Genomic DNA, 21,856 nt, shown 5'->3' with positions numbered 1-21,856 from the left:
TTTTTTGGAAAACGGCCCTAAAACAGAAACAGATACAGCCAACACAGGTTGGCACACGTATACCATTAGTTGAATATTAGGTATGATAAAGATGCGCTTTGCCGTAGGGCTTGTGGTGTTGTCCATGGGGCTGACTTTGGGAGCATGTAACTCCAGCAGAATCGCCTGCCCGGATGTTTCCGGGAAGAAGAAATCCTCTTTCTTTGGCATGTTCAAGAAGAAGGAAATCACCCAGGAAGACCAGGCGAACGAGGGACGCGATTACGGCGGCCGCGACATGGAGTATGACAAACAGGGGTTGCTCAAGAAGAAGAAAACGAAAATCCCCACCCCCAAACGCAAACAAAGTCTTTTGGAAAAAGTAGGACTAGGATGAAACACACGCTACCCCTTATTTTCTTGTGCGCCGTAGTGGCGTTGTTTTTTGGAATAACGCCATCGGCGGAAGCCCAGACCTCTTATCTCTCTCCCAAACAGCAGAAGCGGGAGCTGAGGAACAGCCTCAAAGAGGCCAAACGGGTGGAAACCGATTACAGTGAATCACATCTTGATGTGAGTGCGTACAACCACCGGAAAGGCGAAAGCGGCCGGAAACTGAAGAAGAGCAGGAAAAAAGACCTCATGCCCATCAACGAAGACGGGACAGCGGTCATCAAGCCAAAGGTGTTTTCCCGAAAGGGCGCGGCAACGCGGGCCAGAAAAAGCTGAGGCGTTCATTTTTTAAGTTAATTACAGATCAGAAATTATGCAGTGGAACCAGATAAACAGCATTGAGCAGATAGAGCAGATTAAAGAAGAGTCAAAAGAGCAACCGGTAGTTATTTTCAAGCACAGCACCACGTGTTCTATCAGTGCCACGGCCAAAAGCCGGCTCGAGCGCCAGTGGGCCGATGCGGGCCTGGCCAACGTGAAGCCTTACTACCTTGATTTATTGAACTACCGGCCGGTGTCAAATGAGATTGCCCAATCCTTTGACGTGAGGCATGAGTCGCCGCAGTTATTGCTCATCAAAGACGGGCAGTGCCAATACCATGGTTCCCACCTGGGAATAAGCCTGCAGGAAGTAAAGAAACTGGCTTCCTGAGTAAGTGAAAACCCCGAAGAAAGCAGGTCTTTATAAAATACTTTCTTCGGGGTTTTTATTATATCAAATATGTGAGATATTTCGTTCTATACCAAGGCTAAGTCCCTTGGGACGCAACAGATTAGCTGGCGTAGGAACAGGGAGAAAGGGAAATAACCTGCCAGGAACCAGATTTTCAAACATTGCCTTCCCGCTACTTGTTAAACTTGCGCCGGAGACTTGCTGAAGATTCTTGTAGCTGAGGATTTAATCCTGATGGACTGGAGTACTGCTGATCTGTCACCTGGCGGTTGCCTTTCTTGTCTGGGTATCTTTCCGGAAGGAGGGCAGGACGTGAAAGTAGCGTGATTAGGGGCTGAGTGAGCCTGGGGCGTTGGTGTCCTTTGAACTGATTGTCTTACTATTTAAGATTTGCAGGTGCCTGTAAAGTTATTTACATTTAAACAAACCTTAGCCTTCTTTCCTGTGCGCAGAATTCTACTTGTGCTTGCCATCATATCCTTTCTTCCGGTTGGTCTGGCCATGGCCCAGACCGTTGAGGAAGAAGAAGGCTATTCCAGGGAGTTTACCTACGGGCTGAACTTCAACTCCAATGGTGGCCTCCTGGGCGGAGCCATGATCAAGCAGGTCTACCATCTGGAAGGGAATTGGTATCATTTCTGGGCCCTGGAAGGGGTGGAGGTAAAGCACCCCAAAGAGAGACCGGTCCAGAACCTGCAGAACGGTGCCTCCTTTGTACGGGGTAAAAGCAATTACCTGTTTGTGCTCAGGCCGCAGTACGGACGGGAGTACACCTTCTTTAAAAAGGCCGCTGAGTCTGGCGTGCAGGTGAACGGGGTATTTGCCGCCGGGCCCTCCATTGGTATTATGGCGCCCTACTTTATTGAGTACGACCGCAGCAACTACGTCCTGGACCCCAGAACCCAGCAATATTACCTGGTAGGTCCGGTCATGATCAGTACGGAGCAGTATGATCCCAATATCCACACAAACGAAGGTCTTATTGTGGGAGCCCCAGGGGTGTTCAAAGGTCTGAGCGAACCCAGTTTCAGGGTAGGTGCCAATGCCAAGGCCGGCGTTTCTTTTGAGTATGGCCGTTACATGGAAAGCGTGACCGGGATTGAGGTGGGTATGCTGGTGGAGGCTTTCGCCGGCGATATGACCATGATTCCGGGTGCCCCCAAGCGCAACACCTTCATGTCTGTGTACCTGACCCTGTATTACGGGCGCCGCCGTTGAACGATCCTTTCCCTTTGGCTGTTTTTTGCCTATCCGCTCCTCACTTAGTACCTTTGCAGCATGGATCAATTGATTGCGTTGCCGGTTATCCAACCAGCAGAAGCTCAAACTAAAACCCGCAAGCCAGACTGGCTGCGCGTGAAATTGCCAGTTGGCAAAGAATACGCCAAAGTCAGACAACTGGTAGATACCTATAAACTACATACCATCTGCGAAAGCGGAAACTGCCCGAACATGGGAGAGTGCTGGGGAGCCGGCACAGCTACCTTCATGATCTTGGGCAACGTATGTACCCGCTCCTGTTCTTTCTGCGCCGTGGCCACAGGCCGACCAAACGAATATGACCTGGATGAGCCTCGCCGTGTGGCCGAAGCCATCCAACTCATGGGCGTGAAGCATGCCGTGATCACCTCGGTGAACCGCGACGAACTGAAAGACCGTGGCGCCAGTGTATGGCACGAGACTGTTGTGCAGATCAAGAACCTCTCGCCGGAGACTACCATTGAAACGCTTATCCCCGATGTAAAGGCTAACTGGGAAGCGCTGGACGTGATGATCTCCGCCGGGCAGGAAGTGGTTTCACACAACATGGAGACCGTGAGAAACCTGTACCGCCAGGTTCGTCCGCAAGCCAAATATGACCGCAGCTTAGAGCAGATCAAGCGTACCAAGGAGTACGGCAAGCGCACCAAGAGCGGTATCATGCTGGGCTTAGGCGAAACCAAAGAGCAGGTGTACGAAGCCATGGATGACCTAGCCGCTAATGGTCTGGACATCTTAACCCTGGGCCAGTACCTGCAACCAACCAAGATGCACATTGAGGTAGCCGAGTTCATTCACCCGGATTTGTTTGCGCACTACCGCGAAGAAGGCCTGCGCCGCGGCTTGAAGTACGTAGAGTCTGGTCCGCTGGTGCGTTCGTCTTACCACGCAGAGCGCCACGTGCATGTATAGTTTCTGAACCGTTTTTAAGAAAATAGCATGAAAAAAGCCCCGCCCACCAGCGGGGCTTTTTTCATGCAGACGTTTGGATAATTCAAAGGAGTTTTCAGGCAGATATGAGGGAGTTTAGTCCCAGGTGTTTCAAGCCTGATTTGTGAAATATCGGCTCAAATCGTATTTAAACCTGTGCTCAGTATTTGCCGCTGGCAAGGTGAGGTAAACCTATGGGGGTAGGTGTTTGTGCCTGTGACACAGTGAGATTGCGTTTCTTTTAACTGAGAGGAAGCGTTTTTCTGGAAATGGACAAGTGGGAAGTAGTGCCTGGTTAAACTCGGTAGTGGAAAATACATGGCTGGTCACTTTGGTGTAATTGCATCTTTCCTGTAAGCCAGAACTTTTACCTGAAAGGAAAGTACATGCAGGGGCTCCATTCATATATAGGACTATCCGAGATTATCCATTGCAACTACCTCCTTTTCCAGATCACATGAAGAAAATTTTACTCCTGATAGCAGCGTTGTTTGCTATTGCCTCCTCTTCCTATGCCCAAACCTTAACGGCCCCCTCCTTAGGCGCAGCCCGGGAATTTGCGGTGTTAGGAAGCAGTACCGTTACCAGTACCGGTAGCAGCATCCTTTACGGCGACCTTGGGGTCTCGCCTGGTTCTGCTGTAGTTGGTTTCCCGCCAGGCAAAGTGCTGGGTGACACCCAACGTGGGAATGCCGCCGCCGCCACCGCCAAAACCGATGTAACCCGGGTGTACAATGATTTAGGCCAGTTCACCCCAACTCGCAACTTGACCGGGCAAACCCTGGGCGAAGGCTTTACCCCAGGTGAGGCGGCGGTGCGTGGTACACTGCTTACCCGCGGCGTTTACAGATTTGACGGCAACGCGCGCATCAGCGGCCGCCTGAAGTTTGACGGGCAGGGTAACCCAAACTCGGTGTTCATTATCCAGGTGAACGGGGATCTGGTCATTGACCCAGGTTCTGCCATCAACGTTTTCAACGCCAATCCCAACAATATTTTCTTCCGGGTGACCGGGAATGTGACCATAGGCACTGGAGGGATGCTAACCACACCTTCTGCCCTGAGCGGTAACTTCGTAGTGCAGAATAATGCCACCCTAAGCCTTAGCTCCACGCTGGTAGGACGGGTACTGTCTACGAACGGAGCCGTAACCCTCAACAATAATAACATTTCCTTGCCGGAGCCGCTCACCACCAACAACGGCGGTGATGATGGAGACGACGGAGATGATGGCGATGGAGGAACTGGCGGCGGCGGCACAACCCCAGGTAGCGCCAACCTGAGCATTACCAAGGCGGTAAATGCCACCACCGTGACCCTGGGCGATAATGTTATCTATACCATCCGGGTCACCAACTCGGGTGCGGCAGATGCCACCAATGTAACCGTGGAGGACAAATTGCCTGAGGGCCTAGCCCTGGTGCCACCAGCGGTAGCAGACAAAGGCACCTATAACGCCGCCACCGGCATCTGGACCATCGGCACCTTGCCTGCGAACTCAGTTGCCACCTTAACGATCACTGCAAAGACGTTGATGTTGGGAGAAATTACCAACGTAGCGGTTATAGAAAATAACGGAGGCACCGATGAGGCCACTACCTGCGTGCGTCCGGCCAGACCTAATGTAGTAGGACCTCAGGAAGTGTGCGTGGGCGGAACCACCACCTTTACGGTAAGCAACATCTCAGCAGGTGTGACAAGCCTTGCCATTGTGGCGCCGGCTAACAGCGGTATCACCATTGAAGCGCAGTCGCTGACTTCTTTCACGGTGAGAGCAAGCGCTACAACTGCACCGGGTACTTATCCGATCACGGTGGTAGCTGTGACCACGGGCAACTGCCAGAACAGCCAAGCCTTCCCAATTGAACTAGTGGTAAGAACTGTTCCATCTACACCGGTGATCACTGGTCCGGGAACTGCTTTGTGCGCTGGGGCGACCTACCAATACAGCATCAGCCAGCCAGTGGCGGGCGTGACCTATACCTGGAGCGTGTCTGGAACGGGCTGGGAGAGAATTGGGGCTGCCACCGGAACGCAAATTCAGGTGAAAGCAGGTACTGGCCCAGGAAAAGTAACGGTAGTGGCTTCTAACACCTGCGGTACGGCTACGGCTTCTACCCCAGACGTGACCCCAGGCACGCCACCGGCTACCCCGATCATCCTGGACAACAGCGGACCATGTACAGGCCTGACCTACGCCATCTCTAACCCAGTGGCGGGTGTCACTTACACCTGGACCGCACCGGCCGGCTTCACCTTCACTGATAACAGCACGACTATTACCGGCACAACCGTGACGCTGAAAGCCGCTAACGCCAATGCCGTGGGCACACTCAAGGTAAGCGCCAGCACTACCGGTTCAACCTGCGCCAGCAACGAAGCCTCAGTAGAGGTGAGAGCCGCCGATGCCGGTACTGAGATCGTGGTGCCAACGGTGTTCAGCCCGAACGGCGACGGGATCAACGACACCTTCGTGATCCGGAACCTGCTGAACTTCCCAGACAACGACCTGACCGTCTACAACCGTTGGGGCAACGAGGTCTACAAAACCAAGAGCTATAAGAACGACTGGCAAGCCACCGGCCTGGAAGAAGCCACTTACTTCTACGTGCTGCGCGTGCGCGGCTGTGACGGCAAAGACCAGGTATTCAGAGGACCGGTACAGGTAGTGCGCTAAGCGCAGGTAGTTCAAACATTAATTTCCCTTAGAAATGAAAAGAATCTTTATCATACTGATCACTGTGCTGGCTGTGGGTAGCAGCTGGGCACAGCATCGGCCACAATATTCCCAGTACATCTTCAATCAACTGGTGATCAACCCTGCCTATGCCGGCAGCAAAGAGACGCTTACCCTCAATGCCTTTCACCGCCAGCAGTGGGCAGGCTTACAGGGAGCGCCCAACACGCAGACCTTCAGCATTGACGGGCTCACCAAGAACAAGCACCTGGGCTTGGGTTTCCATGCCACCCGCGATGAGATCTTCGCCCAGAACCGCAAAAACGTGGAGGTAGACGCCGCCGTGAAGTTGCCAGTGAGCGAAACCGGGGTTCTTTCCTTCGGTTTGGCGGCTGGGGTGTCGCACTTCGCGGTGGACGGCTCCAAACTGATCACCGGAAATGATCAGGAAGACCCCGCAGTGATCAACGCCCAAAAGGAAACCACCTGGAGCCCGAGCCTCAAAGCGGGGATTTTCTTCCACACTGAGCGCTTCTACGCCGGCGTGTCCGTGACCGATTTGCTGGGCATTGACAAGGACATCAACTATGACCCGGAGCGCCATTACTTCTTCAATATTGGGTACGTGGCCGATATCAGCCATAACATCAAGGTGAAGCCCAGTATCATGCTGAAGGAGAACTTCGACGGACCCACGAACGTGGACTTCAACGCTTTTTTCCTGTTTGGGGAGCGCATCTGGCTGGGCGCCAGTTACCGCACGGCCATGAATATCTTCAAGAATGATTTCGAGGCAAAGGGGCTTTCCTCCAAGGATGCGGTGGTGGCCATGGCCGATCTGTACGTGACCAAGCGCCTGCGCCTGGGGTACGCCCATGACTTCACGCTGCACGGCAACCTGAATGATTTGAGCACCCACGAAATATCTGTTGGCTACAGTTTCCTGAGAAAGGAAGCGACCAAGATGGTAACCCCCCGGTATTTCTAATTTTAATCAGACGCTTCTATGCACAATCTATACAAATCACTTTTACTTTCTTTCCTTGCCGGTAGCCTGACCCTAAGCGGCTGCCAAACCACGCGCAAAGCCGACCGGCTCTACGAGAACTTTGACTATTCCCTGGCTATTGAAGAGTACCAGGAGGTGTTTTCCAAAAAGGAGCCTGACTTAAAAGGTGCCCAGCGCCTTGCAGATGCGTACCGCCTAACTGGCCGCACGAAAGAAGCCGAGGAATGGTACGCCAAAGTAGTGGCCATGCCCGAGGCAGACCCGATCAACACCTTTTACTTTGCCGAGGCTCTGCGGAGCAACGGGAAGTATTTCGAGGCCAAGACCCAGTACCAGGATTACGCCCGCAAAGTGCCCGCCGAGGCCGCCAGAGCCAACGCAAAGGCGCAGGCCTCAGATGCTGCTTTGAAGCTGCTGGAAGAGCCTGCCTCCGCCATCGTGGTGAATGAGACCCAGATCAACTCCGGCAACGCCGACTTCAGCCCGACGGTGTATGACCAGGGAATCCTATTTACTTCAGACCGCGGCGGTAACGTGAGCAGCGACAAAGACGTGGACGCCGGCACCTACGGCTGGACCGGCCGCCCGTACCTGCAGATGTTCTATGCCCAACGCAACGCAGACAGCACCTGGCAAATGCCCGCTATCGCGAGTAACACCCTGAACTCGGTGTACCATGACGGCCCTGCGGTACTGGATAGCGCCAACACCACCATGTACTTCACCCGCACCCACATGGTGGAGAAGAAGCAGAAAGACGTGAACGTGGACCCTACCAGTTGGGTGAAAAAGCCGCTCTCCAGCGACTACGTGAACCGCCTGGAGATCTTCTCGGCCCGCCGCGACGGAGCCAACTGGACCGAGGTAAAGCCTTTCGCGCATAACAAGGTGGAGGAATACAGCGTGGGTCACCCGGCCATCTCGCCCGATGGGCAGGTGCTGTACTTTGTCTCAGACAAACCCGGTGGCTACGGCGAGACCGATATCTACTACTCAGAACTGCAGGCCGACGGCACCTGGGGTCAGCCCATGAACGCCGGCAACATGGTGAATACCGTGGGCAAGGAGATGTTCCCGGGCTTCGACCAGAACGGCAACCTGTACTTCTCCTCAGACACGCACCCTGGCTTCGGTGGTCTGGATGTGTTCAAGGTGAAAGGCAGCCGCGCCACTTGGAGCAAACCAGAGAACCTGCGCGCACCGGTGAACTCGCCCAAAGATGATTTCGGGATGGTGTTCATGCGCGGCGCGAACAACGCCCAGGTAGGATATTTGTCTTCTAACCGTGACAGCGGAAACGGCACGGATGATATCTACTCGTTCAAGCTGCTGAGCAACGCCGTTCTGTTTGTGACTACTTTAGAGAGAGTGCAAGTAAAAGGCAAGCGCGCCATCACCCAACCGCTGGCTGATGTCCGATTGAAACTGACGCCAAAGGAAACGAATGACTCCGTAGTAGCTTTCTCTGACCGCAATGGTGAATACAAGTTCGGGGTGCAGAAGGGAACTACCTATGACCTGGTAGGCGATAAATTCGGCTATTTGACGCAGTCGGCCCTGGTGGCCATTGATACGGTGAAGCTCGCCGATACCACCCGCGTGACGCTCATCTTCGACAAGAGCCAGAAGAACCAGGTGATCGCCATGGAGAACATCTACTATGACCTGGACAAATGGAACATCCGCCCAGATGCGGCCAAGGAACTGGACAAGCTGGTGCGCATGCTCAAAGACAACCCCAGCATCAAAATTGAGCTAGGTTCCCATACCGATAGCCGCGAAGGCCACGGCTACAACCAGGTCTTGTCTGAGCGCCGCGCCCAATCGGCGGTGGAATACCTGGTGAGCCAGGGTATTGCCCGTAACCGACTCACCTGGAAAGGCTACGGCGAAACCGTCCTGATCAACGGCTGTGCCGATGGCGTGGAATGTACCGAGGACCAGCACCAGCTCAACCGCCGCACGGAGTTCAAGATCAAGTAACGTTTTGGCCTCGTTTTTCTAAAAACAGCCTTAAAACAGAAGAGCCACCCAAATGGGTGGCTCTTCTGTTTTAAAGTTTGATAAAGGCAACCGGTTACCGGCGGGCAGTGGCTCTCTCATCGGCTTGCGGAGGGAACTTGGCCAGGATGCTGGTAACAATCTGCTGCACTTTCTCATCGGTGAGGGATCTTTCAGAGGCGGCAGTTTCGCTGCTTCCGCGCCAGATCAACTCATTTGATTTCGCGTCTACCACGTCCAGGATCAAGGTGCCTGACTGATAATCCTGCAAGGTGGTGGTGTTATACAGGCGGTTGTAGGTGTACGCATAGCGGTAACCATACCAATACCCGTACCCTATGGACGGCACGCTCACAAAGTTAGGGTTCAGGCGCTGCTGGTTCTCGATGGTGAAATCATAGGCCAGCAACATATCCGGGGTCTCTTTGCCAGTGGCTTTGGTAAAACCGCGGCGCTGCATCTCGGCTTCTACGGCGTTTTTCACGCGTTTATCTAAAAACGTGGTGTAACGGCGGTTGGTAGAATCCTTGGCTACCGGACGGTCCTGGTACCAGCGCCAGGTTTTGTAGGCCTGGAAATTGGTGCCTTTGTCAAAGTCAGTAGCAACGTTGTACGTGGTGGCACAACCGGTGAAACCCAGTACCAACAGTCCCATCATTACCCCTGTGATCAACTTCGCTATCTTATTGAATGGTTTCATTGAATTGTACAGTTTTAGTGTAGTGAAAGAATCAGAAAAAAACATCGTCTAAATGGCCTTTCCTCTTCAGATGGATAACATCAAGGCAGAAAGGATGGTTTCTAGGGATGTTCCTTTTGTGCAATCATAACGCAAAAACTATGCCTGCATTATACCGTTTGGTTTATTCTGGAAGAAAATATTTCTCCTTGTCTGAGGTGCTGTTTAGGGCCTGTTTTAAGAAAAACGGCTCTAAAACAGAAAACGCCTGCGGAAGGCTCCACAGGCGTTTTCACAAAGAGAAATATCTAAAACTTAAACGGCTTTCATTTCCTGGCCTTGCTCGTTGTAGGCCTCAATGGGAGCGCAGCTGCACACCAGGTTACGGTCACCGTAGGCGCTGTCAATACGGCTCACGGTTGGCCAGAACTTAGCGATACGAGTGTAAGGAACCGGGTAAACGGCACGCTCACGGCTGTACGGGAAGCTCCAGTCTTCTGACAGGGCCACGTGGGCAGGGTGCGGAGCATTTTTAAGCAGGTTGTTTTTCTGATCAGCCTGACCTTCCTCAATCTCGGTGATTTCTGCCCGGATGGAGATCATGGCGTCGCAGAAACGGTCCAGCTCTTCTTTGCTCTCGCTCTCCGTGGGCTCCACCATCAGGGTACCGGCCACTGGGAACGATACGGTAGGTGCGTGGAAACCGTAGTCCATCAGACGCTTCGCGATGTCTTCCACTTCCACACCGGCCTTTTTGAACGAGCGGCAGTCTAAGATCATCTCGTGGGCGCAGCGGCCGTTGGAACCAACGTACAACACCGGGTAATGCTCTTCCAGACGCGCTTTGATGTAGTTCGCGTTCAGGATCGCCATTTTGGTAGCCTCGGTCAAGCCCTCGCCGCCCATCATGTTAATATAGGCGTAAGAGATAGGCAGGATGCTGGCGCTACCCCAAGGTGCCGCCGATACCGCGTTAATCGCCTCTGGGCGCTCCAGGTCTACCACTGCGTGGCCTGGTAAAAAAGGAGCCAGGTCAGCTACTACGCCAATCGGGCCTACGCCTGGTCCACCACCACCGTGCGGGATGCAGAAGGTCTTGTGCAGGTTCAGGTGACACACATCGGCCCCGATGTTCGCCGGCGAGGTCAAGCCTACCTGGGCGTTCATGTTGGCACCGTCCATGTACACGCGGCCGCCGTTCTGGTGGATGATCTCGCAGATCTCGATGATGCTTTCTTCGTACACTCCGTGGGTAGACGGGTAAGTCACCATGAGGCAAGACAGGTCATCTTTGTGCTCCTCGGCTTTCGCGCGGAGGTCAGCTACGTCAATGTTTCCTTTCTCATCGCACTTCACAATCACCACCTTCATGCCGGCCATTACCGCCGAGGCAGGGTTGGTGCCGTGCGCCGAGGACGGGATCAAAGAGATGTTGCGGTGATGATCGCCGCGGGCTTCGTGGTAGGCTCTGATCACCATCAGACCAGCGTACTCGCCCTGGGCACCGGAGTTTGGCTGTAAGCTCATGGCGGCAAAACCAGTCACTTCGCACAGCCAGGCTTCCAGGTCTTTGAAGATTTGCGCGTAACCTTGGGCTTGGTCAGCGGGTGCAAACGGGTGCATCTGCCCGATCTCTGGCCAGGTCACCGGAATCATTTCGGCGGTGGCGTTCAGTTTCATGGTGCAGGATCCCAACGGAATCATGCCGTGCGCCAGGGAGAAGTCTTTGTTCTCCAGGTACTTCATATAACGCAGGATTTCGCTTTCAGAGTGGTACTTGTTGAACACTTCGGCCTGCAGGTACGGAGAGGTCCGGATCAGGGCTTCTGGCCAGGTGATCTCGGTTTCCTCCGGAACGGCATCCAGCTCTAAAGTGGCATCGGGTTTTCCGGCTACTTTCGCGAAAACGGCCAGGATATCCTTCACCTCGTCCAGGTCAGTGTTCTGGTTCAGGGAGATCCCGATGTTGTTGTCCCCGAAATAACGGAAGTTGATCTGCGCGGCCTCAGCTTCCTGGCGGATGGCTTGCTGCAGTTCAGCGCTCTCCACCCGCAGTTGCAGGGTGTCAAAGTAATTCTCGTTCAGTTGCTCGAAGCCCAGACGCTCCAGGCCTTTCTCCAGAATCTGGGTCAGGCTGTGGATGTTCAGACCGATGTATTTCAAGCGGCGTGGTCCGTGGTACACAGCGTACATACCGGCCATTACCGCCAGCAATACCTGCGCGGTACAGATGTTGGAAGTCGCTTTTTCGCGACGGATGTGCTGCTCGCGGGTCTGCAGGGCCATGCGGTAGGCTTTCTGCCCGAACGCATCCTGCGAAATCCCGATGATACGGCCCGGGATATTGCGCTTGTACTCGTCTTTGGTGGCGAAGAAACCAGCGTGCGGTCCGCCGTAGCCCATCGGTACCCCGAAACGTTGCGAAGAACCAACCACTACGTCGGCGCCCATCTCACCTGGGGACTTCAGCAAAGTCAAGCTCAGCAGATCGGCAGCCACGGCTACCGGTAAACCTACCTCGTGACCTTGCGAAATGAAATCAGTGTAATCGAATACCTCACCGTCAGCGGCAGGGTACTGCACCAGGGCCCCGAACAAGGTCTCGTCCTGTAGGTTGGCTTCGCGGTGGTCGCCTATCACCAGCTCAATGCCCAGCGGCGTGGCGCGGGAAAGCAACACGTCAATGGTCTGCGGCAACACCTGGTTAGACACAAAGTAGCGGCTGGCGTTTTTGCGGGCGCCTTTGCGCAGGGAGTGCTGCAGGTTCATGGCCTCCGCGGCGGCGGTAGCCTCATCCAACAGAGATGCGTTGGCGATGGCCATTCCGGTCAGGTCAATGATCAGGGTCTGGTAGTTGATCAAAGCCTCCAAGCGGCCCTGGGCAATCTCGGCCTGGTAAGGCGTGTAAGCAGTGTACCAGCCTGGGTTCTCCAGGATATTGCGCTGGATCACCGGCGGCAGGATGGTGTCATGGTACCCAAGCCCGATGTAGGATTTGTACAGCTTGTTCTGCTTCGCAATCTTAGCGAACTTCCGGAGGAAGTCACGCTCAGTGAGCGCAGCAGGTAAGTTCAGCGGGTTTTTCAGGCGAATAGCCGGCGGAACAGTCTCATCAATGAGTTGGTCTAGAGATGCTGCCCCAATGGTCTGCAGCATATCCTGCATCTGCTCTTTTACGGGGCCGTTGTGGCGCTCCTTGAAGATATCGGCAGGCTTGGTTTTAAAGATCATTTATCGCTGGAATTTAGGTAGATAAGTTTCTTTTGTCCTGTAACAAACGTTTGGTGCAAATGATTTAACAAAAGTACAGGTTATAATTCACAATTACAGCCAGAGGCCTTAAATTGCGCTACAGGCTGAGAGGGAGTTATGGTTTTTGCCTTGTTTTTTGGAAAACAGCCCCAGAACGTTCATTGGGCCCTTTGGGCCATCCTCTATGAAAAAGCTAAAGATTGGAATCCTGCGCGAAGGAAAAGTTCCGGTAGACAAGCGGGTGCCCCTTACCCCTAAAAAATGCCAGGAAGTGCTGCAAAGCTTCCCACAGGTGCAGTTGGTGGTGCAGCCCAGCCCCATCCGGTGCTTCTCAGATGAGGAATACGCCGATTTGGGCATTCCCCTCAAAGAGGACCTGAGCTCCTGCGATGTGCTCTTCGGGGTGAAGGAGGTGCCTGTGGACCAGCTCATTCCCCACAAGACCTACTTCTTTTTCTCGCACACCATCAAGAAACAGGCCCATAACCAGAAACTGCTGCAGGCCATTCTGGAGAAGAAAATCACCATGATTGACTACGAGACCATCACCAACGCCCAGGGCGAGCGGGAAGTGGCCTTCGGGAGATGGGCCGGCATTGTGGGCGCCTATAACGGGCTGCTCACCTACGGCCGCAAATGGAACCTCTACCACCTCAAACCCGCGCACCAATGCACAGACATGGAAGACATGCTGGAGGAGTTCTTCAAGGTGAAAACCCTGCCCAGCATTAAGATTGCCATTACCGGGAACGGCCGTGTCACCCACGGCGCCATGGAGGTGCTCACCCGCATGGGCCTGCGGCAGGTGAGCGTGTTTGACTATCTGTACAAAGAGTTCTCTGAGCCGGTGTTTGTGCAGCTACGTTCCTCAGACTACCACGTGCGCCCCGATGTGGAGGTCTGGGATTCCAAGGATTTTTACCAGAATCCGCACCTGTACCAGTCCACTTTCCATAAGTTCTCCCGGGTAACGGACCTGCTCATGCCCTGTGCCTACTGGAACCCCGCCGCGCCTGTGCTCTTCACCCAGGAAGATATGCAGCGCCCCGATTTCAAGATCAACACCATTGCCGATATCACCTGTGATGTCTGTGGGTCCATCCCGTGCACCAAGCGGGTGTCTACCATCGCGGAGCCGGCCTTTGACTATAATCCTTGGACAGGTGAGCTGGAGGAGGCGTACAGTTCAGAGAAGAACATCACCATTATGGCCGTGGACAACCTGCCCTGCGAATTGCCGCGTAATGCCTCCCGGGATTTCGGGCGCCAGATTATTGATAAGGTTCTGCCCCATCTGTTTAACGGGGATAAAGACGGCGTCCTGAAGAATGCCACCATCGCGAAAGATGGCCATTTGTGTGAGAAGTACAGCTACCTGCATGACTACGCCTATCCGGCATAGGCCAGCAGCAGCAGCAGCAGCAGCAGCAGCATCTGACAGGTTGTTTTTAAGGTGGGATAAGTGTTGCTTACAGGGCAGAGGCTAGGCGCTGGCGCGAAGAAACCAACGGATTGTTATCCAAAGGCGTTGTTTTGGAAATCCATTCCAGGGCAGAGGCCACGTCTTCAAAATACTGCAGCTCAAACGGAATAGAAAGGTATTTGGAGTAAACCAACTGGTTCAGGTCCAGGAGGCCGGTTCCGTTGGTGGCTTCCAGAACAGCCACTTTACGGATAGGGGTATTCAGGAGCAGAGGCAACACCTCATCAATAAACCAATCCTGGTCCTGGGGCGGGATACTTTTAAGCTGCCGGATGTCATAGATGCAGGCCAGCAGATTGTTTTTCTTGATCAATTCAATCACATAAAGCAGACTGCGCCGAAAGGTATCGCTGGGGACAAGTTCTTCACACTCAATATGTACAGCCCGTAAACTGGTGTCTACGAAAATATTAGTATAGGGCGATTTTTGGCAGTCTAAATCCACAATTCAGGGGCGTTTTATGTGATCTGAGAAACGGGGATACAAATATAGCTTTCTCCTGATTAGTTATATCATTATGCCAAAAAAAAATTGAATAATTTTGTATGATGCTGATTATAAAATAAATCCGTTGACCAGAGCTTATGCATCTGATCAACGGATTTATTGCAAATATATATAGAAGTATTTCTATTGGTTTTCCACCTTATCGGCAACGCCGTCTTTTACCGGTTCATCTCTTACCGAAATAGTGTCTGTAGGGGTAAGCGCAGAATCTGTTTCGGCAGATACTTCTTCAGCGGCTGATTCTGCGGTGTTTTCCACGTTCTGGGCAGTTTTAGATTCACATGAGGTAAACCCAAAGGCAAGTGCCATCATGGCCATTGCCAATACCTTAGATGCTTTTTTCATAGTTTTGGTATATTGGTTTCGTTGGGTTGTATATACGGTAAATACTCAGTTAAGATTGAAGTACTCCTGGTTAATTACATGAAACGGTTTGTTTGCCCAAAGGGAGCAGAGAGGTTTCTCTGCTTCAATTTTTATAACTATTCTATTGATGACTTATCTATATTCCTTTGTTTATTCTAAATTTTCATAAAAGCGTTTAAAGCTCGTTTTTTTAAATTGAGTCCTGAAATAGATCGCAGGTTTAAAGGAATATTATGATAAGTTAAATTCAGTTATATATTTATTGCATTGAAATCCCTGAGAGTAAGTACAGATAATTTGTAACAGTATTTATACTGAATTTTGTCAGAATATTTTCTCCCTTATTATCGCTAAAGATGTTTGTGAAATAAAATAACATTCTGGTTATTAACGTTTTATACTTAATACATTTATATCTTTATATTGGGTTTAATTAATTTATATAAGGGTTTTTTGATTGTCCTAAAAACGAATATGATCGTTTAGGATGTGGGTATGCTTTTGTTTAATTCACTAAAAAATAAAACAAGCCCATGTTCTACCATGATCGAAAACTCCAGTACAAAGTAAGAGTTGACAAACCAAACCCCCAGTTTGCCAGAATGCTGCAGCAGGCCATTGGCGGAATTGAGGGAGAAATGCGCGTGTGTTTACAATATCTGTTCCAGGCCTGGAATTCCCGCGGACCAGTGAAGTACAAGCACATGCTACTAGAAACCGGAACCGAGGAAATAGGCCATATTGAGATGTTGGCTACCGCCGTAGCCTTGAACCTGGAAGGGGCCTCTGCCTCCCTCAAAGATGAGATTGTTGGCAATAATCCCGTGGTGGAGCAGGTGATGGGCGGCATGGATCCGCGTCATTTCCTTTCTGCGGGTTTGGGTGCTATGGCCACTGATGCGAACGGCGTGCCATTCAACGGTTCCTGGATCGTGAGCAGCAATAACCTGGCCGCCGATATGTACGCCAACGTGATGGCAGAATCTACCGGCCGGGTGCTGGCAACCCGCCTGTGGGAAGCCACCGATGATCCGGGAATGAAAGACATGCTCTCCTTCCTCATTGCCCGCGACACCATGCACCAGAACCAATGGCTGGCAGTGATTGAAGAACTGGGCGGGTTAACCAATGCGCACCCAATTCCTAACAGTTTCCCGCAAAGCGAGGAAGTGAAAGGCTTCAATTATGCCTTTGTGACCACCAACATCTACAAAGATGATTCTGCTTCTGGCAGGTGGTCTAACGGTCCGTCACTAGATGGCAAAGGGCAGTTTACAATGGTTCCCGGTGAGCCGCTAGCCGATGAGCCAGTCCTCGCGCCGCCGGTGCCTATCGCGCATGCGCAGGTAGAACAAATGACCGGCTCCCCAGACGGCGGAATCATCAATAAAATCAAGGATGCGCTGTAAGCGTAGCTAACCATAAAAGAAACCGTTCATAAAAAAGGCCTTCCTGTAAAGAGGAAGGCCTTTTTTATGCCGGGCGCAATTGCTCCTGCCGGTACATACCTTCTAGTTTTTGCTTGCCATATTTGAGAGCAAAGAAGGGGGCATCGTCAGAGACGCTCCAGTAAATATCCGTGATCTCGGCTACGGGACCAGAGGGTTGGTCTACGGGCCTCACCCATTCGCCAAAGGTGAACGGCAGCCATGATATGCTGGTAAACAGGTCTGGGCGCACCTTGAACTCCTCATCTGAGTAACGGAGCAACAGCCAGCCGTTTATCTCACCAATCTTTTCAAATACTTTGTTGTGAGGCTCCAGTAACTCAAACTCCCGCCGGTTTGCCGGGTGAATGTGGGTGTAGCCATACCCCGGGAACCAGTTGTATAAACCAAATTCAAGGCTTTTCTTAGGCATAATCCTTCTTTGTTTCTGTACAAACTACTGGCCCGGTTACAGGTTCACCTGCATCTCCTGGGCCGTAGCATGTACTATCTCTCTCGCGTATTTCTTTGGAATCACCAGTTCGCCGGTCTGGCTGTAGTTGGTAATGATGCTTTGGTCCAGGAGCATGGGCGTGGCGTGGGCGCCGTACCGTTCAATCAGGCCGCGCTGCACGGTGCAGAGCAACTCTCTTCTTGCTTCCGTCTCCGGCGTTTTGAGCCTTGGCGGGAATGGACTAGGCGGTAACCGGTTAGGGATGCGTCGTTTCTCCGCTTCCCTTAGAGCCCCGTTCACAATGCGTTGCAGCTGCTCCTCATAGCGTTCCTGCTGCAGGCGGCCGTTAATGCCCTTGGTATGGTAAAGCCACTCATTGATGCTCTGCTCAGGGTTGCTGAGGAGTGCCATGAGCGCATTGGTGTTGATGATCTGCCCCGCCGGCAGGTTCCACTTCTTGGCCAGCTGATCCCGGAAGTCATAGATAGGCTTCAGGATGAACTGCTGCAGCAAGGTAAGCCGCTGCGGGAACTTGATCTTGAGGTGGGGGTCTTCCAGTTCCACATAGGTGATGGACTCCAGCAGTTGGTCTTCCTCTTCCAGCCAGGCCATACGGCCCAGTTCTTTCACCTTGGCTACCATGGCGTTTTTAAGCGCGTGCAGGTAAAGCACATCCTGGGCGGCGTACTCCAGTTGCCGTCTAGAAAGTGGTCGCTGGTTCCAGTTGCTCATTTGCTGGGATTTGTCCAGGCGCAGGCCCAGTTCTTCTTCCAGCAGGGTGCCTAGGGCAGCTTTGGCGTAGTTCAGGATTTTGGCTGCCACTGCCGTGTCTACCAAGGTGCGTACCTGGCAGCCCAGCATGCTCAGCAGCATGAGGTCGTTGTTGGCGTGGTGGAATATTTTTATGATAGCCGGGTCCTCCAGCACGTTCCAGAGCGGCTGCAGATCAGATAACGGGAAAGGATCAATTACAAAACACGTGTGGCCGTCAGAGATCTGAATCAGGCACAGCGTGAAGCCGTAGGTATAGTGATGTTGGTCAAATTCCAGGTCTAAGGCTAGCTCTGGCTGCTGACTTAAATGGGCCACAGCCTCCTGTAATGCGTCATCGGTTTGCACCACATGAACAGGCTTCCCCTCCAGAGTAAATGCAGGTTCCTTCATAATCTTGTAAATGTACCCAAAAAACAGGTTAGTTCCTTGACGGGTAACATTAGGCTCGCGTTGCCGCTTTTAGGCAGTTTCGTGAAAAACACCCCAAAAATGCGAACATCTGCTTACATAACTTCGGCGAGGGCAAAAATAGTGCGGGAGCAAGGGGAAGAATGACCAGTCTTGCCATTCTTTCCCTTGCTCCCGCACTTGGTCTTTAGTATCTGCCACCTATACGCAAGCAGAATAAAGAAGCTGCTATTCCAGTAAGAAACTCACTTGCACAGAAGAGGTGATGATGATCTCTCCCAAGGCCAGGGTAGTACCGCCAGCATCCATGGCTTGCTCCCGCATGGCGGTTTTATACATCGCCGGACCTATGGGTAGGTTGTTGACGGCTTCGTTTATCTGGTAAGGTCTTCCAACTTTGGCTCCCAACTCCGAGGCCAGCGCCACTGCTTTCTGTTTGGCATCCTGCACGGCTCTTTTGCGGGCTTCTTCCTGATGCTTCTTCAACTGGGAGCTCTGGTAGTTGATGCCGTCTACCCGGTTGGCGCCCGCTTTGTACAGGCCGGCCATGAGTTCGTCAAACTTATCTGGCTTGTTGAGCGTGATGGAGATGGACCGCGTAGCCAGGTAGAACTGGGGCGTGGTCTGGCCAAACTCGCCGGTGTACACTGGCTGCAGGGAAAGATAGGCGGTTTGCACGTGCTTGTCTTCTACTCCGTTCTTCTTCAGGTAACTCAGCAGGGCGGCTGTGCGTTGGTCGGCCACGCGGCGGGCGTCTTCCAGGGTTTTCTCCCGTATCTCCACCCCGGTCATAAAGACAACCTGGTCGGGCTGCACTTTCACTTCACCCAACCCCGAGGTGCTTACCAAAGGAGGCAACTGGGTCTGCTGGGCCTGGGAAGAAAAGGAGAGGAACGAGGCCACAAAGGCCAGAGCGAAAGCAAAGGTGGTTTTCATAGTGTTATAAATATATTCAAAAAAGGGTTTACAAGTACCATGCCGGGTTTTAGGCGGCATGGTTTAACGAATGCCACCAGCGCAGGAGTGCGGGCCAAGCCGGTCTAGTGTGTATCTTTGCAGACTCATTACATGTCTCTTACCCCTATGCAGCAGCACCTGTCCATTTTTGATCCGTTTGAAGGAATGCGTTTCGGGAACCACATCTGTTTTCTGTGCGGCACCAACGTAACCCTGGAGGAGCAGACATCGGTTTTCCCGGCCTGGCTCATGGAGGAGTTCGGTTTTGCCCATGAGCCGCTCCGGCTGCTGGACCAAAGCGTGGTCACTTACCAGGACCTGAAGATTCCCTGCTGCCAGAACTGCCAAACAAATCACCTGCAGCCGCTGGAGGACAAGGTGCAACAGGCGCTCTCCCAGGGCATAGCTGGCATGCGGGCCCTGGACGAGAAACTGCTCTACCAATGGATGGGCAAGATGTTCTACGGCACCCTCATCACCGAACTCATCAAAGAGCAGAACCCGCTGGTGCAACCGGAGCACGCCGTAAGCGAGCAGCCCAAAATGCTCATGAAGTTCCAATCCTTTTTCAGGGTGCTGCAATCTGTGCGGGTGCCCATGGAGTTCCCCGATTTTATCCCCGGTTCTCTGTTCGTGATGGACGTGGACGCCAGTTCAGAGCCTACCCGGTTTGAGTTCCGCGATGAACTGTCTACCATGATGTTCAGCCTGCGCCTGGACAATATCCTTATTGTGGCCTGTCTCCTGGACAACGGCATGATCAAAGACGCCATGCGGCGCGTGTGGCAAGAGATTGAGCTGCGGCAGTTGCAGCCCATCCAGGCCGCCGAGTTCAGCGCCCGCGTTTTCTATGCCGGGTATCTGCTCAACGTGATCCCAGATTACCTGCTCCGGCCCGTAAAACCCCAGGACGATCACCTGGTCATGGACACACTCATTGACGATGTCACCAACGTGATCTTCAACCCCTGGCAGAACAGTTCCTACGCCAAATTACTGGCCACCATGTGGACCCGTTGGGGCATCTCCCAAGCCGATATCCTGCGTGATCCACAGGAACCCATGAGCATGCTCTTCAGCCCGGAGGGGGAGTTTATCCAGTTTCCGCAGATACCGGGGCAGGATAAATAAAAGCTCCGCAACCTAAGTTTTATCAAATCTCTAAAGCCTGCCGCTTCGGGCCTGTTTTCCCTAAAACAGGCCCGAAGCGGCAGGCTTCTTTTTTGAGCAATAGCCTGGCAAAAGGTTGAAAGGCGGCATCTCCAGCCCAGAGATTAAGTGACTACTTGCCTGCGGGTAAAAGAAAATTCATATCCCTGATTTTCTCCAGAAACCTGGTTGTTTAAACCAGGGGCCGCGCCCCGGCCTGCGGTTGGCTTCCCCGATGTTGACGCCCGGTTGCTACTCTCCATTGTTTTGTTTGTGTTTGCCTGAGGATAAACCTCTGTAAAAAAGCTTCGTACGCAATTAAACGGTATTGCCGTATTGATCTAAACAAAATAAAACTATGGCTGAAATAAACATTGAACCCAAAAAACGCTCCAGCTGGGCCTGGATTATAGTCCTGCTTATACTGCTGGTGGTAGGCTATCTTTTATACAAATACTTCTTTGAGGCGCAGGGCGGAAACCCTGAGACCACAGGCGCCCCTACCTCTGGGATGATCATGTCCTTGGTCCCTGGTTTTCTGTCTTATTGATCAAATAACCCTAAAACAAGAAACCAATGGCAAACCATGCAACCGAGGGACTGGCACGGCTGGCCCCCTTACACGATTTGAGAGATTTCAAAGTGGCCAACCATAACCTGGACGTGCGCGGCTGGGAAGTGATTGGCTCAGACGGCAAACGCATAGGCAAGGTAGATGACCTCATTGTAGACCGCGAGCTCATGAAAGTGCGGTACCTTGACATAGACGTGGACAAGGAGCACGTGCTCGTGGACACAGACCCGCGGCATATCCTTATCCCTATTGGGGCGGCGCAGTTAGACGATGACGGTGATCAGGTGTTCATTAGCCTGGATAGGAACTCACTGGCCCGTTTTCCTTTTTACCGGGGCGGAGCCGTGGACTCTGAATACGAGTACCGGGTGATGCACGCGGTAACGAGCCCTAACGACACCTACGCGCAGCAGACTACGGCCCAGGCATCTCCTAATGCAGACTTCTACGGCCGAGACCAGTTCAATGAGGATAGGTTCTATGGAAACCGGCACCAGCGGTCCCAAACCATGCCGCAGGACCAAAGCCACCTCCATACTTCCACGTCTAACTTCAACACAAACCCCAACTTTAACACCAACCCAGGCATGCACGCAGACTCTGGCTTGGGTTCAGGGTCTGGTATGCATTCCACTTCTAGCATGGGGTCAGGAACCGGCATGCATTCTACCTCCAGTATGGGCTCAATGGGCTCAAGCGCTGGAATGGAAAGCAGACCTGTTCAGGAAGACATTGCCACCATTGAAAGGCTGCGGGCAATGCTAGAGCAGGGAACCATCACCCAAGAGGAATTCACTGCCTTGAAACGGAAAGCCATCGGCTTGTAGTAGGATTGTAATCCCG

At 52.7% G+C, this 21,856-nt stretch carries 20 protein-coding genes; 13 read left to right on the top strand and 7 right to left on the bottom strand.

Annotated features, from left to right (window positions below):
* The first annotated feature begins 82 nt into the window (after nucleotides 1-82).
* The 8 genes from J3P34_RS15445 (at nucleotide 83) to J3P34_RS15410 (ending at nucleotide 8,964) form a co-directional block, all read left to right on the top strand.
* Nucleotides 83-376: a hypothetical protein gene (locus J3P34_RS15445; RefSeq protein ID WP_210489565.1), complete on the top strand. Its 294-nt coding sequence runs from the start codon at nucleotides 83-85 to the stop codon at nucleotides 374-376.
* Nucleotides 373-708, top strand: coding sequence for a hypothetical protein (locus J3P34_RS15440; RefSeq protein ID WP_210489564.1), 336 nt, complete (start codon nucleotides 373-375; stop codon nucleotides 706-708). Before J3P34_RS15445 ends, J3P34_RS15440 begins: the two co-directional genes overlap by 4 nt.
* A gap of 37 nt (nucleotides 709-745) precedes the next feature.
* Nucleotides 746-1,084 (top strand): bacillithiol system redox-active protein YtxJ, encoded by a 339-nt coding sequence (gene ytxJ / locus J3P34_RS15435; protein WP_210462094.1) that lies wholly within the window; start codon nucleotides 746-748, stop codon nucleotides 1,082-1,084.
* Nucleotides 1,085-1,549: 465 nt separating this feature from the next.
* Nucleotides 1,550-2,323: a hypothetical protein gene (locus J3P34_RS15430; RefSeq protein WP_210489563.1), complete on the top strand. Its 774-nt coding sequence runs from the start codon at nucleotides 1,550-1,552 to the stop codon at nucleotides 2,321-2,323.
* 69 nt (nucleotides 2,324-2,392) lie between these two features.
* The gene (lipA, locus tag J3P34_RS15425; RefSeq protein ID WP_210490191.1) at nucleotides 2,393-3,277 is read left to right on the top strand and encodes a lipoyl synthase; all 885 of its coding nucleotides are present in this window, start codon (nucleotides 2,393-2,395) and stop codon (nucleotides 3,275-3,277) included.
* Between the two features lie 475 nt (nucleotides 3,278-3,752).
* Nucleotides 3,753-5,972, top strand: a complete 2,220-nt coding sequence (locus J3P34_RS15420; RefSeq protein ID WP_210489562.1) for an ice-binding family protein — start codon at nucleotides 3,753-3,755, stop codon at nucleotides 5,970-5,972.
* 34 nt (nucleotides 5,973-6,006) lie between these two features.
* Complete coding sequence (locus J3P34_RS15415) at nucleotides 6,007-6,960, top strand: PorP/SprF family type IX secretion system membrane protein (protein ID WP_210489561.1); 954 nt, start codon at nucleotides 6,007-6,009, stop codon at nucleotides 6,958-6,960.
* Nucleotides 6,961-6,978: 18 nt separating this feature from the next.
* A complete protein-coding gene (locus J3P34_RS15410; RefSeq protein WP_210489560.1) occupies nucleotides 6,979-8,964 on the top strand; it encodes an OmpA family protein in 1,986 nt (661 codons plus the stop codon).
* 94 nt (nucleotides 8,965-9,058) lie between these two features.
* Here J3P34_RS15410 and J3P34_RS15405 read toward each other — a convergent pair whose 3' ends face one another.
* Together J3P34_RS15405 and gcvP are read right to left on the bottom strand one after the other, a co-directional pair.
* A complete protein-coding gene (locus tag J3P34_RS15405) occupies nucleotides 9,059-9,682 on the bottom strand; it encodes a DUF4136 domain-containing protein (protein WP_210489558.1) in 624 nt (207 codons plus the stop codon).
* Nucleotides 9,683-9,976: 294 nt separating this feature from the next.
* Nucleotides 9,977-12,892: an aminomethyl-transferring glycine dehydrogenase gene (gene gcvP, locus J3P34_RS15400; RefSeq protein ID WP_210489557.1), complete on the bottom strand. Its 2,916-nt coding sequence runs from the start codon at nucleotides 12,890-12,892 to the stop codon at nucleotides 9,977-9,979.
* A gap of 205 nt (nucleotides 12,893-13,097) precedes the next feature.
* Between gcvP and J3P34_RS15395 the strand changes: the two genes are divergently transcribed.
* Complete coding sequence (locus tag J3P34_RS15395) at nucleotides 13,098-14,315, top strand: NAD(P)-dependent oxidoreductase (protein WP_210489556.1); 1,218 nt, start codon at nucleotides 13,098-13,100, stop codon at nucleotides 14,313-14,315.
* A gap of 67 nt (nucleotides 14,316-14,382) precedes the next feature.
* Here the strand turns inward: J3P34_RS15395 and J3P34_RS15390 are convergent, their stop codons facing one another.
* Complete coding sequence (locus tag J3P34_RS15390) at nucleotides 14,383-14,841, bottom strand: hypothetical protein (RefSeq protein ID WP_210489555.1); 459 nt, start codon at nucleotides 14,839-14,841, stop codon at nucleotides 14,383-14,385.
* Nucleotides 14,842-15,027: 186 nt separating this feature from the next.
* Complete coding sequence (locus tag J3P34_RS15385; RefSeq protein ID WP_210462076.1) at nucleotides 15,028-15,249, bottom strand: hypothetical protein; 222 nt, start codon at nucleotides 15,247-15,249, stop codon at nucleotides 15,028-15,030.
* A 554-nt stretch (nucleotides 15,250-15,803) separates the two neighbouring features.
* Between J3P34_RS15385 and J3P34_RS15380 the strand changes: the two genes are divergently transcribed.
* Nucleotides 15,804-16,679 carry a manganese catalase family protein gene (locus J3P34_RS15380; protein WP_210462074.1) on the top strand — a complete coding sequence of 292 codons (876 nt, stop codon included), beginning with the start codon at nucleotides 15,804-15,806 and terminating at the stop codon, nucleotides 16,677-16,679.
* Nucleotides 16,680-16,743: 64 nt separating this feature from the next.
* Here J3P34_RS15380 and J3P34_RS15375 read toward each other — a convergent pair whose 3' ends face one another.
* From J3P34_RS15375 to J3P34_RS15365, 3 genes are all read right to left on the bottom strand, one after another.
* The gene (locus tag J3P34_RS15375) at nucleotides 16,744-17,130 is read right to left on the bottom strand and encodes a DUF6960 family protein (RefSeq protein WP_210489554.1); all 387 of its coding nucleotides are present in this window, start codon (nucleotides 17,128-17,130) and stop codon (nucleotides 16,744-16,746) included.
* A 36-nt stretch (nucleotides 17,131-17,166) separates the two neighbouring features.
* Entirely contained in the window at nucleotides 17,167-18,315 is a 1,149-nt protein-coding gene (locus J3P34_RS15370; RefSeq protein WP_210489553.1) for a ribonuclease D, read from the bottom strand.
* Nucleotides 18,316-18,561: 246 nt separating this feature from the next.
* The gene (locus J3P34_RS15365) at nucleotides 18,562-19,269 is read right to left on the bottom strand and encodes an SIMPL domain-containing protein (RefSeq protein WP_210489552.1); all 708 of its coding nucleotides are present in this window, start codon (nucleotides 19,267-19,269) and stop codon (nucleotides 18,562-18,564) included.
* A gap of 132 nt (nucleotides 19,270-19,401) precedes the next feature.
* On the opposite strand from J3P34_RS15365, the gene J3P34_RS15360 reads away from it, so the two are divergent.
* The 3 genes from J3P34_RS15360 to J3P34_RS15350 all read left to right on the top strand — a co-directional run bounded on the left by J3P34_RS15360 (nucleotide 19,402) and on the right by J3P34_RS15350 (nucleotide 21,840).
* Nucleotides 19,402-20,421, top strand: a complete 1,020-nt coding sequence (locus J3P34_RS15360; protein WP_246853746.1) for a hypothetical protein — start codon at nucleotides 19,402-19,404, stop codon at nucleotides 20,419-20,421.
* Nucleotides 20,422-20,797: 376 nt separating this feature from the next.
* The gene (locus tag J3P34_RS15355) at nucleotides 20,798-20,989 is read left to right on the top strand and encodes a hypothetical protein (protein ID WP_210462065.1); all 192 of its coding nucleotides are present in this window, start codon (nucleotides 20,798-20,800) and stop codon (nucleotides 20,987-20,989) included.
* Between the two features lie 26 nt (nucleotides 20,990-21,015).
* On the top strand, nucleotides 21,016-21,840 hold the full coding sequence (locus J3P34_RS15350) for a PRC-barrel domain-containing protein (protein WP_210489551.1): 825 nt from the start codon (nucleotides 21,016-21,018) through the stop codon (nucleotides 21,838-21,840).
* The last annotated feature ends 16 nt before the right edge of the window (nucleotides 21,841-21,856 follow it).

It is taken from the genome of Rufibacter aurantiacus, assembly GCF_017916345.1.
Taxonomy (GTDB): domain Bacteria; phylum Bacteroidota; class Bacteroidia; order Cytophagales; family Hymenobacteraceae; genus Nibribacter; species Nibribacter roseolus.
Note: the sequence above shows the minus strand (reverse complement) of the source record. Positions and strands in the feature narration are given on the sequence as shown.

Excerpts from the sequence above, each read along its gene's own strand:
- J3P34_RS15385 (WP_210462076.1), bottom strand. The coding sequence starts at position 15,249 with ATGAAAAAAGCATCTAAGGTATTGGCAATGGCCATGATGGCACTTGCC.
- J3P34_RS15415 (WP_210489561.1), top strand. The coding sequence starts at position 6,007 with ATGAAAAGAATCTTTATCATACTGATCACTGTGCTGGCTGTGGGTAGC.
- J3P34_RS15375 (WP_210489554.1), bottom strand. The coding sequence starts at position 17,130 with ATGCCTAAGAAAAGCCTTGAATTTGGTTTATACAACTGGTTCCCGGGG.
- J3P34_RS15370 (WP_210489553.1), bottom strand. The coding sequence starts at position 18,315 with ATGAAGGAACCTGCATTTACTCTGGAGGGGAAGCCTGTTCATGTGGTG.
- J3P34_RS15350 (WP_210489551.1), top strand. The coding sequence starts at position 21,016 with ATGGCAAACCATGCAACCGAGGGACTGGCACGGCTGGCCCCCTTACAC.
- J3P34_RS15410 (WP_210489560.1), top strand. The coding sequence starts at position 6,979 with ATGCACAATCTATACAAATCACTTTTACTTTCTTTCCTTGCCGGTAGC.
- ytxJ (WP_210462094.1), top strand. The coding sequence starts at position 746 with ATGCAGTGGAACCAGATAAACAGCATTGAGCAGATAGAGCAGATTAAA.
- gcvP (WP_210489557.1), bottom strand. The coding sequence starts at position 12,892 with ATGATCTTTAAAACCAAGCCTGCCGATATCTTCAAGGAGCGCCACAAC.
- J3P34_RS15445 (WP_210489565.1), top strand. The coding sequence starts at position 83 with ATGATAAAGATGCGCTTTGCCGTAGGGCTTGTGGTGTTGTCCATGGGG.
- J3P34_RS15440 (WP_210489564.1), top strand. The coding sequence starts at position 373 with ATGAAACACACGCTACCCCTTATTTTCTTGTGCGCCGTAGTGGCGTTG.
- J3P34_RS15360 (WP_246853746.1), top strand. The coding sequence starts at position 19,402 with ATGTCTCTTACCCCTATGCAGCAGCACCTGTCCATTTTTGATCCGTTT.
- J3P34_RS15420 (WP_210489562.1), top strand. The coding sequence starts at position 3,753 with ATGAAGAAAATTTTACTCCTGATAGCAGCGTTGTTTGCTATTGCCTCC.
- J3P34_RS15395 (WP_210489556.1), top strand. The coding sequence starts at position 13,098 with ATGAAAAAGCTAAAGATTGGAATCCTGCGCGAAGGAAAAGTTCCGGTA.
- J3P34_RS15355 (WP_210462065.1), top strand. The coding sequence starts at position 20,798 with ATGGCTGAAATAAACATTGAACCCAAAAAACGCTCCAGCTGGGCCTGG.
- J3P34_RS15365 (WP_210489552.1), bottom strand. The coding sequence starts at position 19,269 with ATGAAAACCACCTTTGCTTTCGCTCTGGCCTTTGTGGCCTCGTTCCTC.
- J3P34_RS15405 (WP_210489558.1), bottom strand. The coding sequence starts at position 9,682 with ATGAAACCATTCAATAAGATAGCGAAGTTGATCACAGGGGTAATGATG.
- J3P34_RS15380 (WP_210462074.1), top strand. The coding sequence starts at position 15,804 with ATGTTCTACCATGATCGAAAACTCCAGTACAAAGTAAGAGTTGACAAA.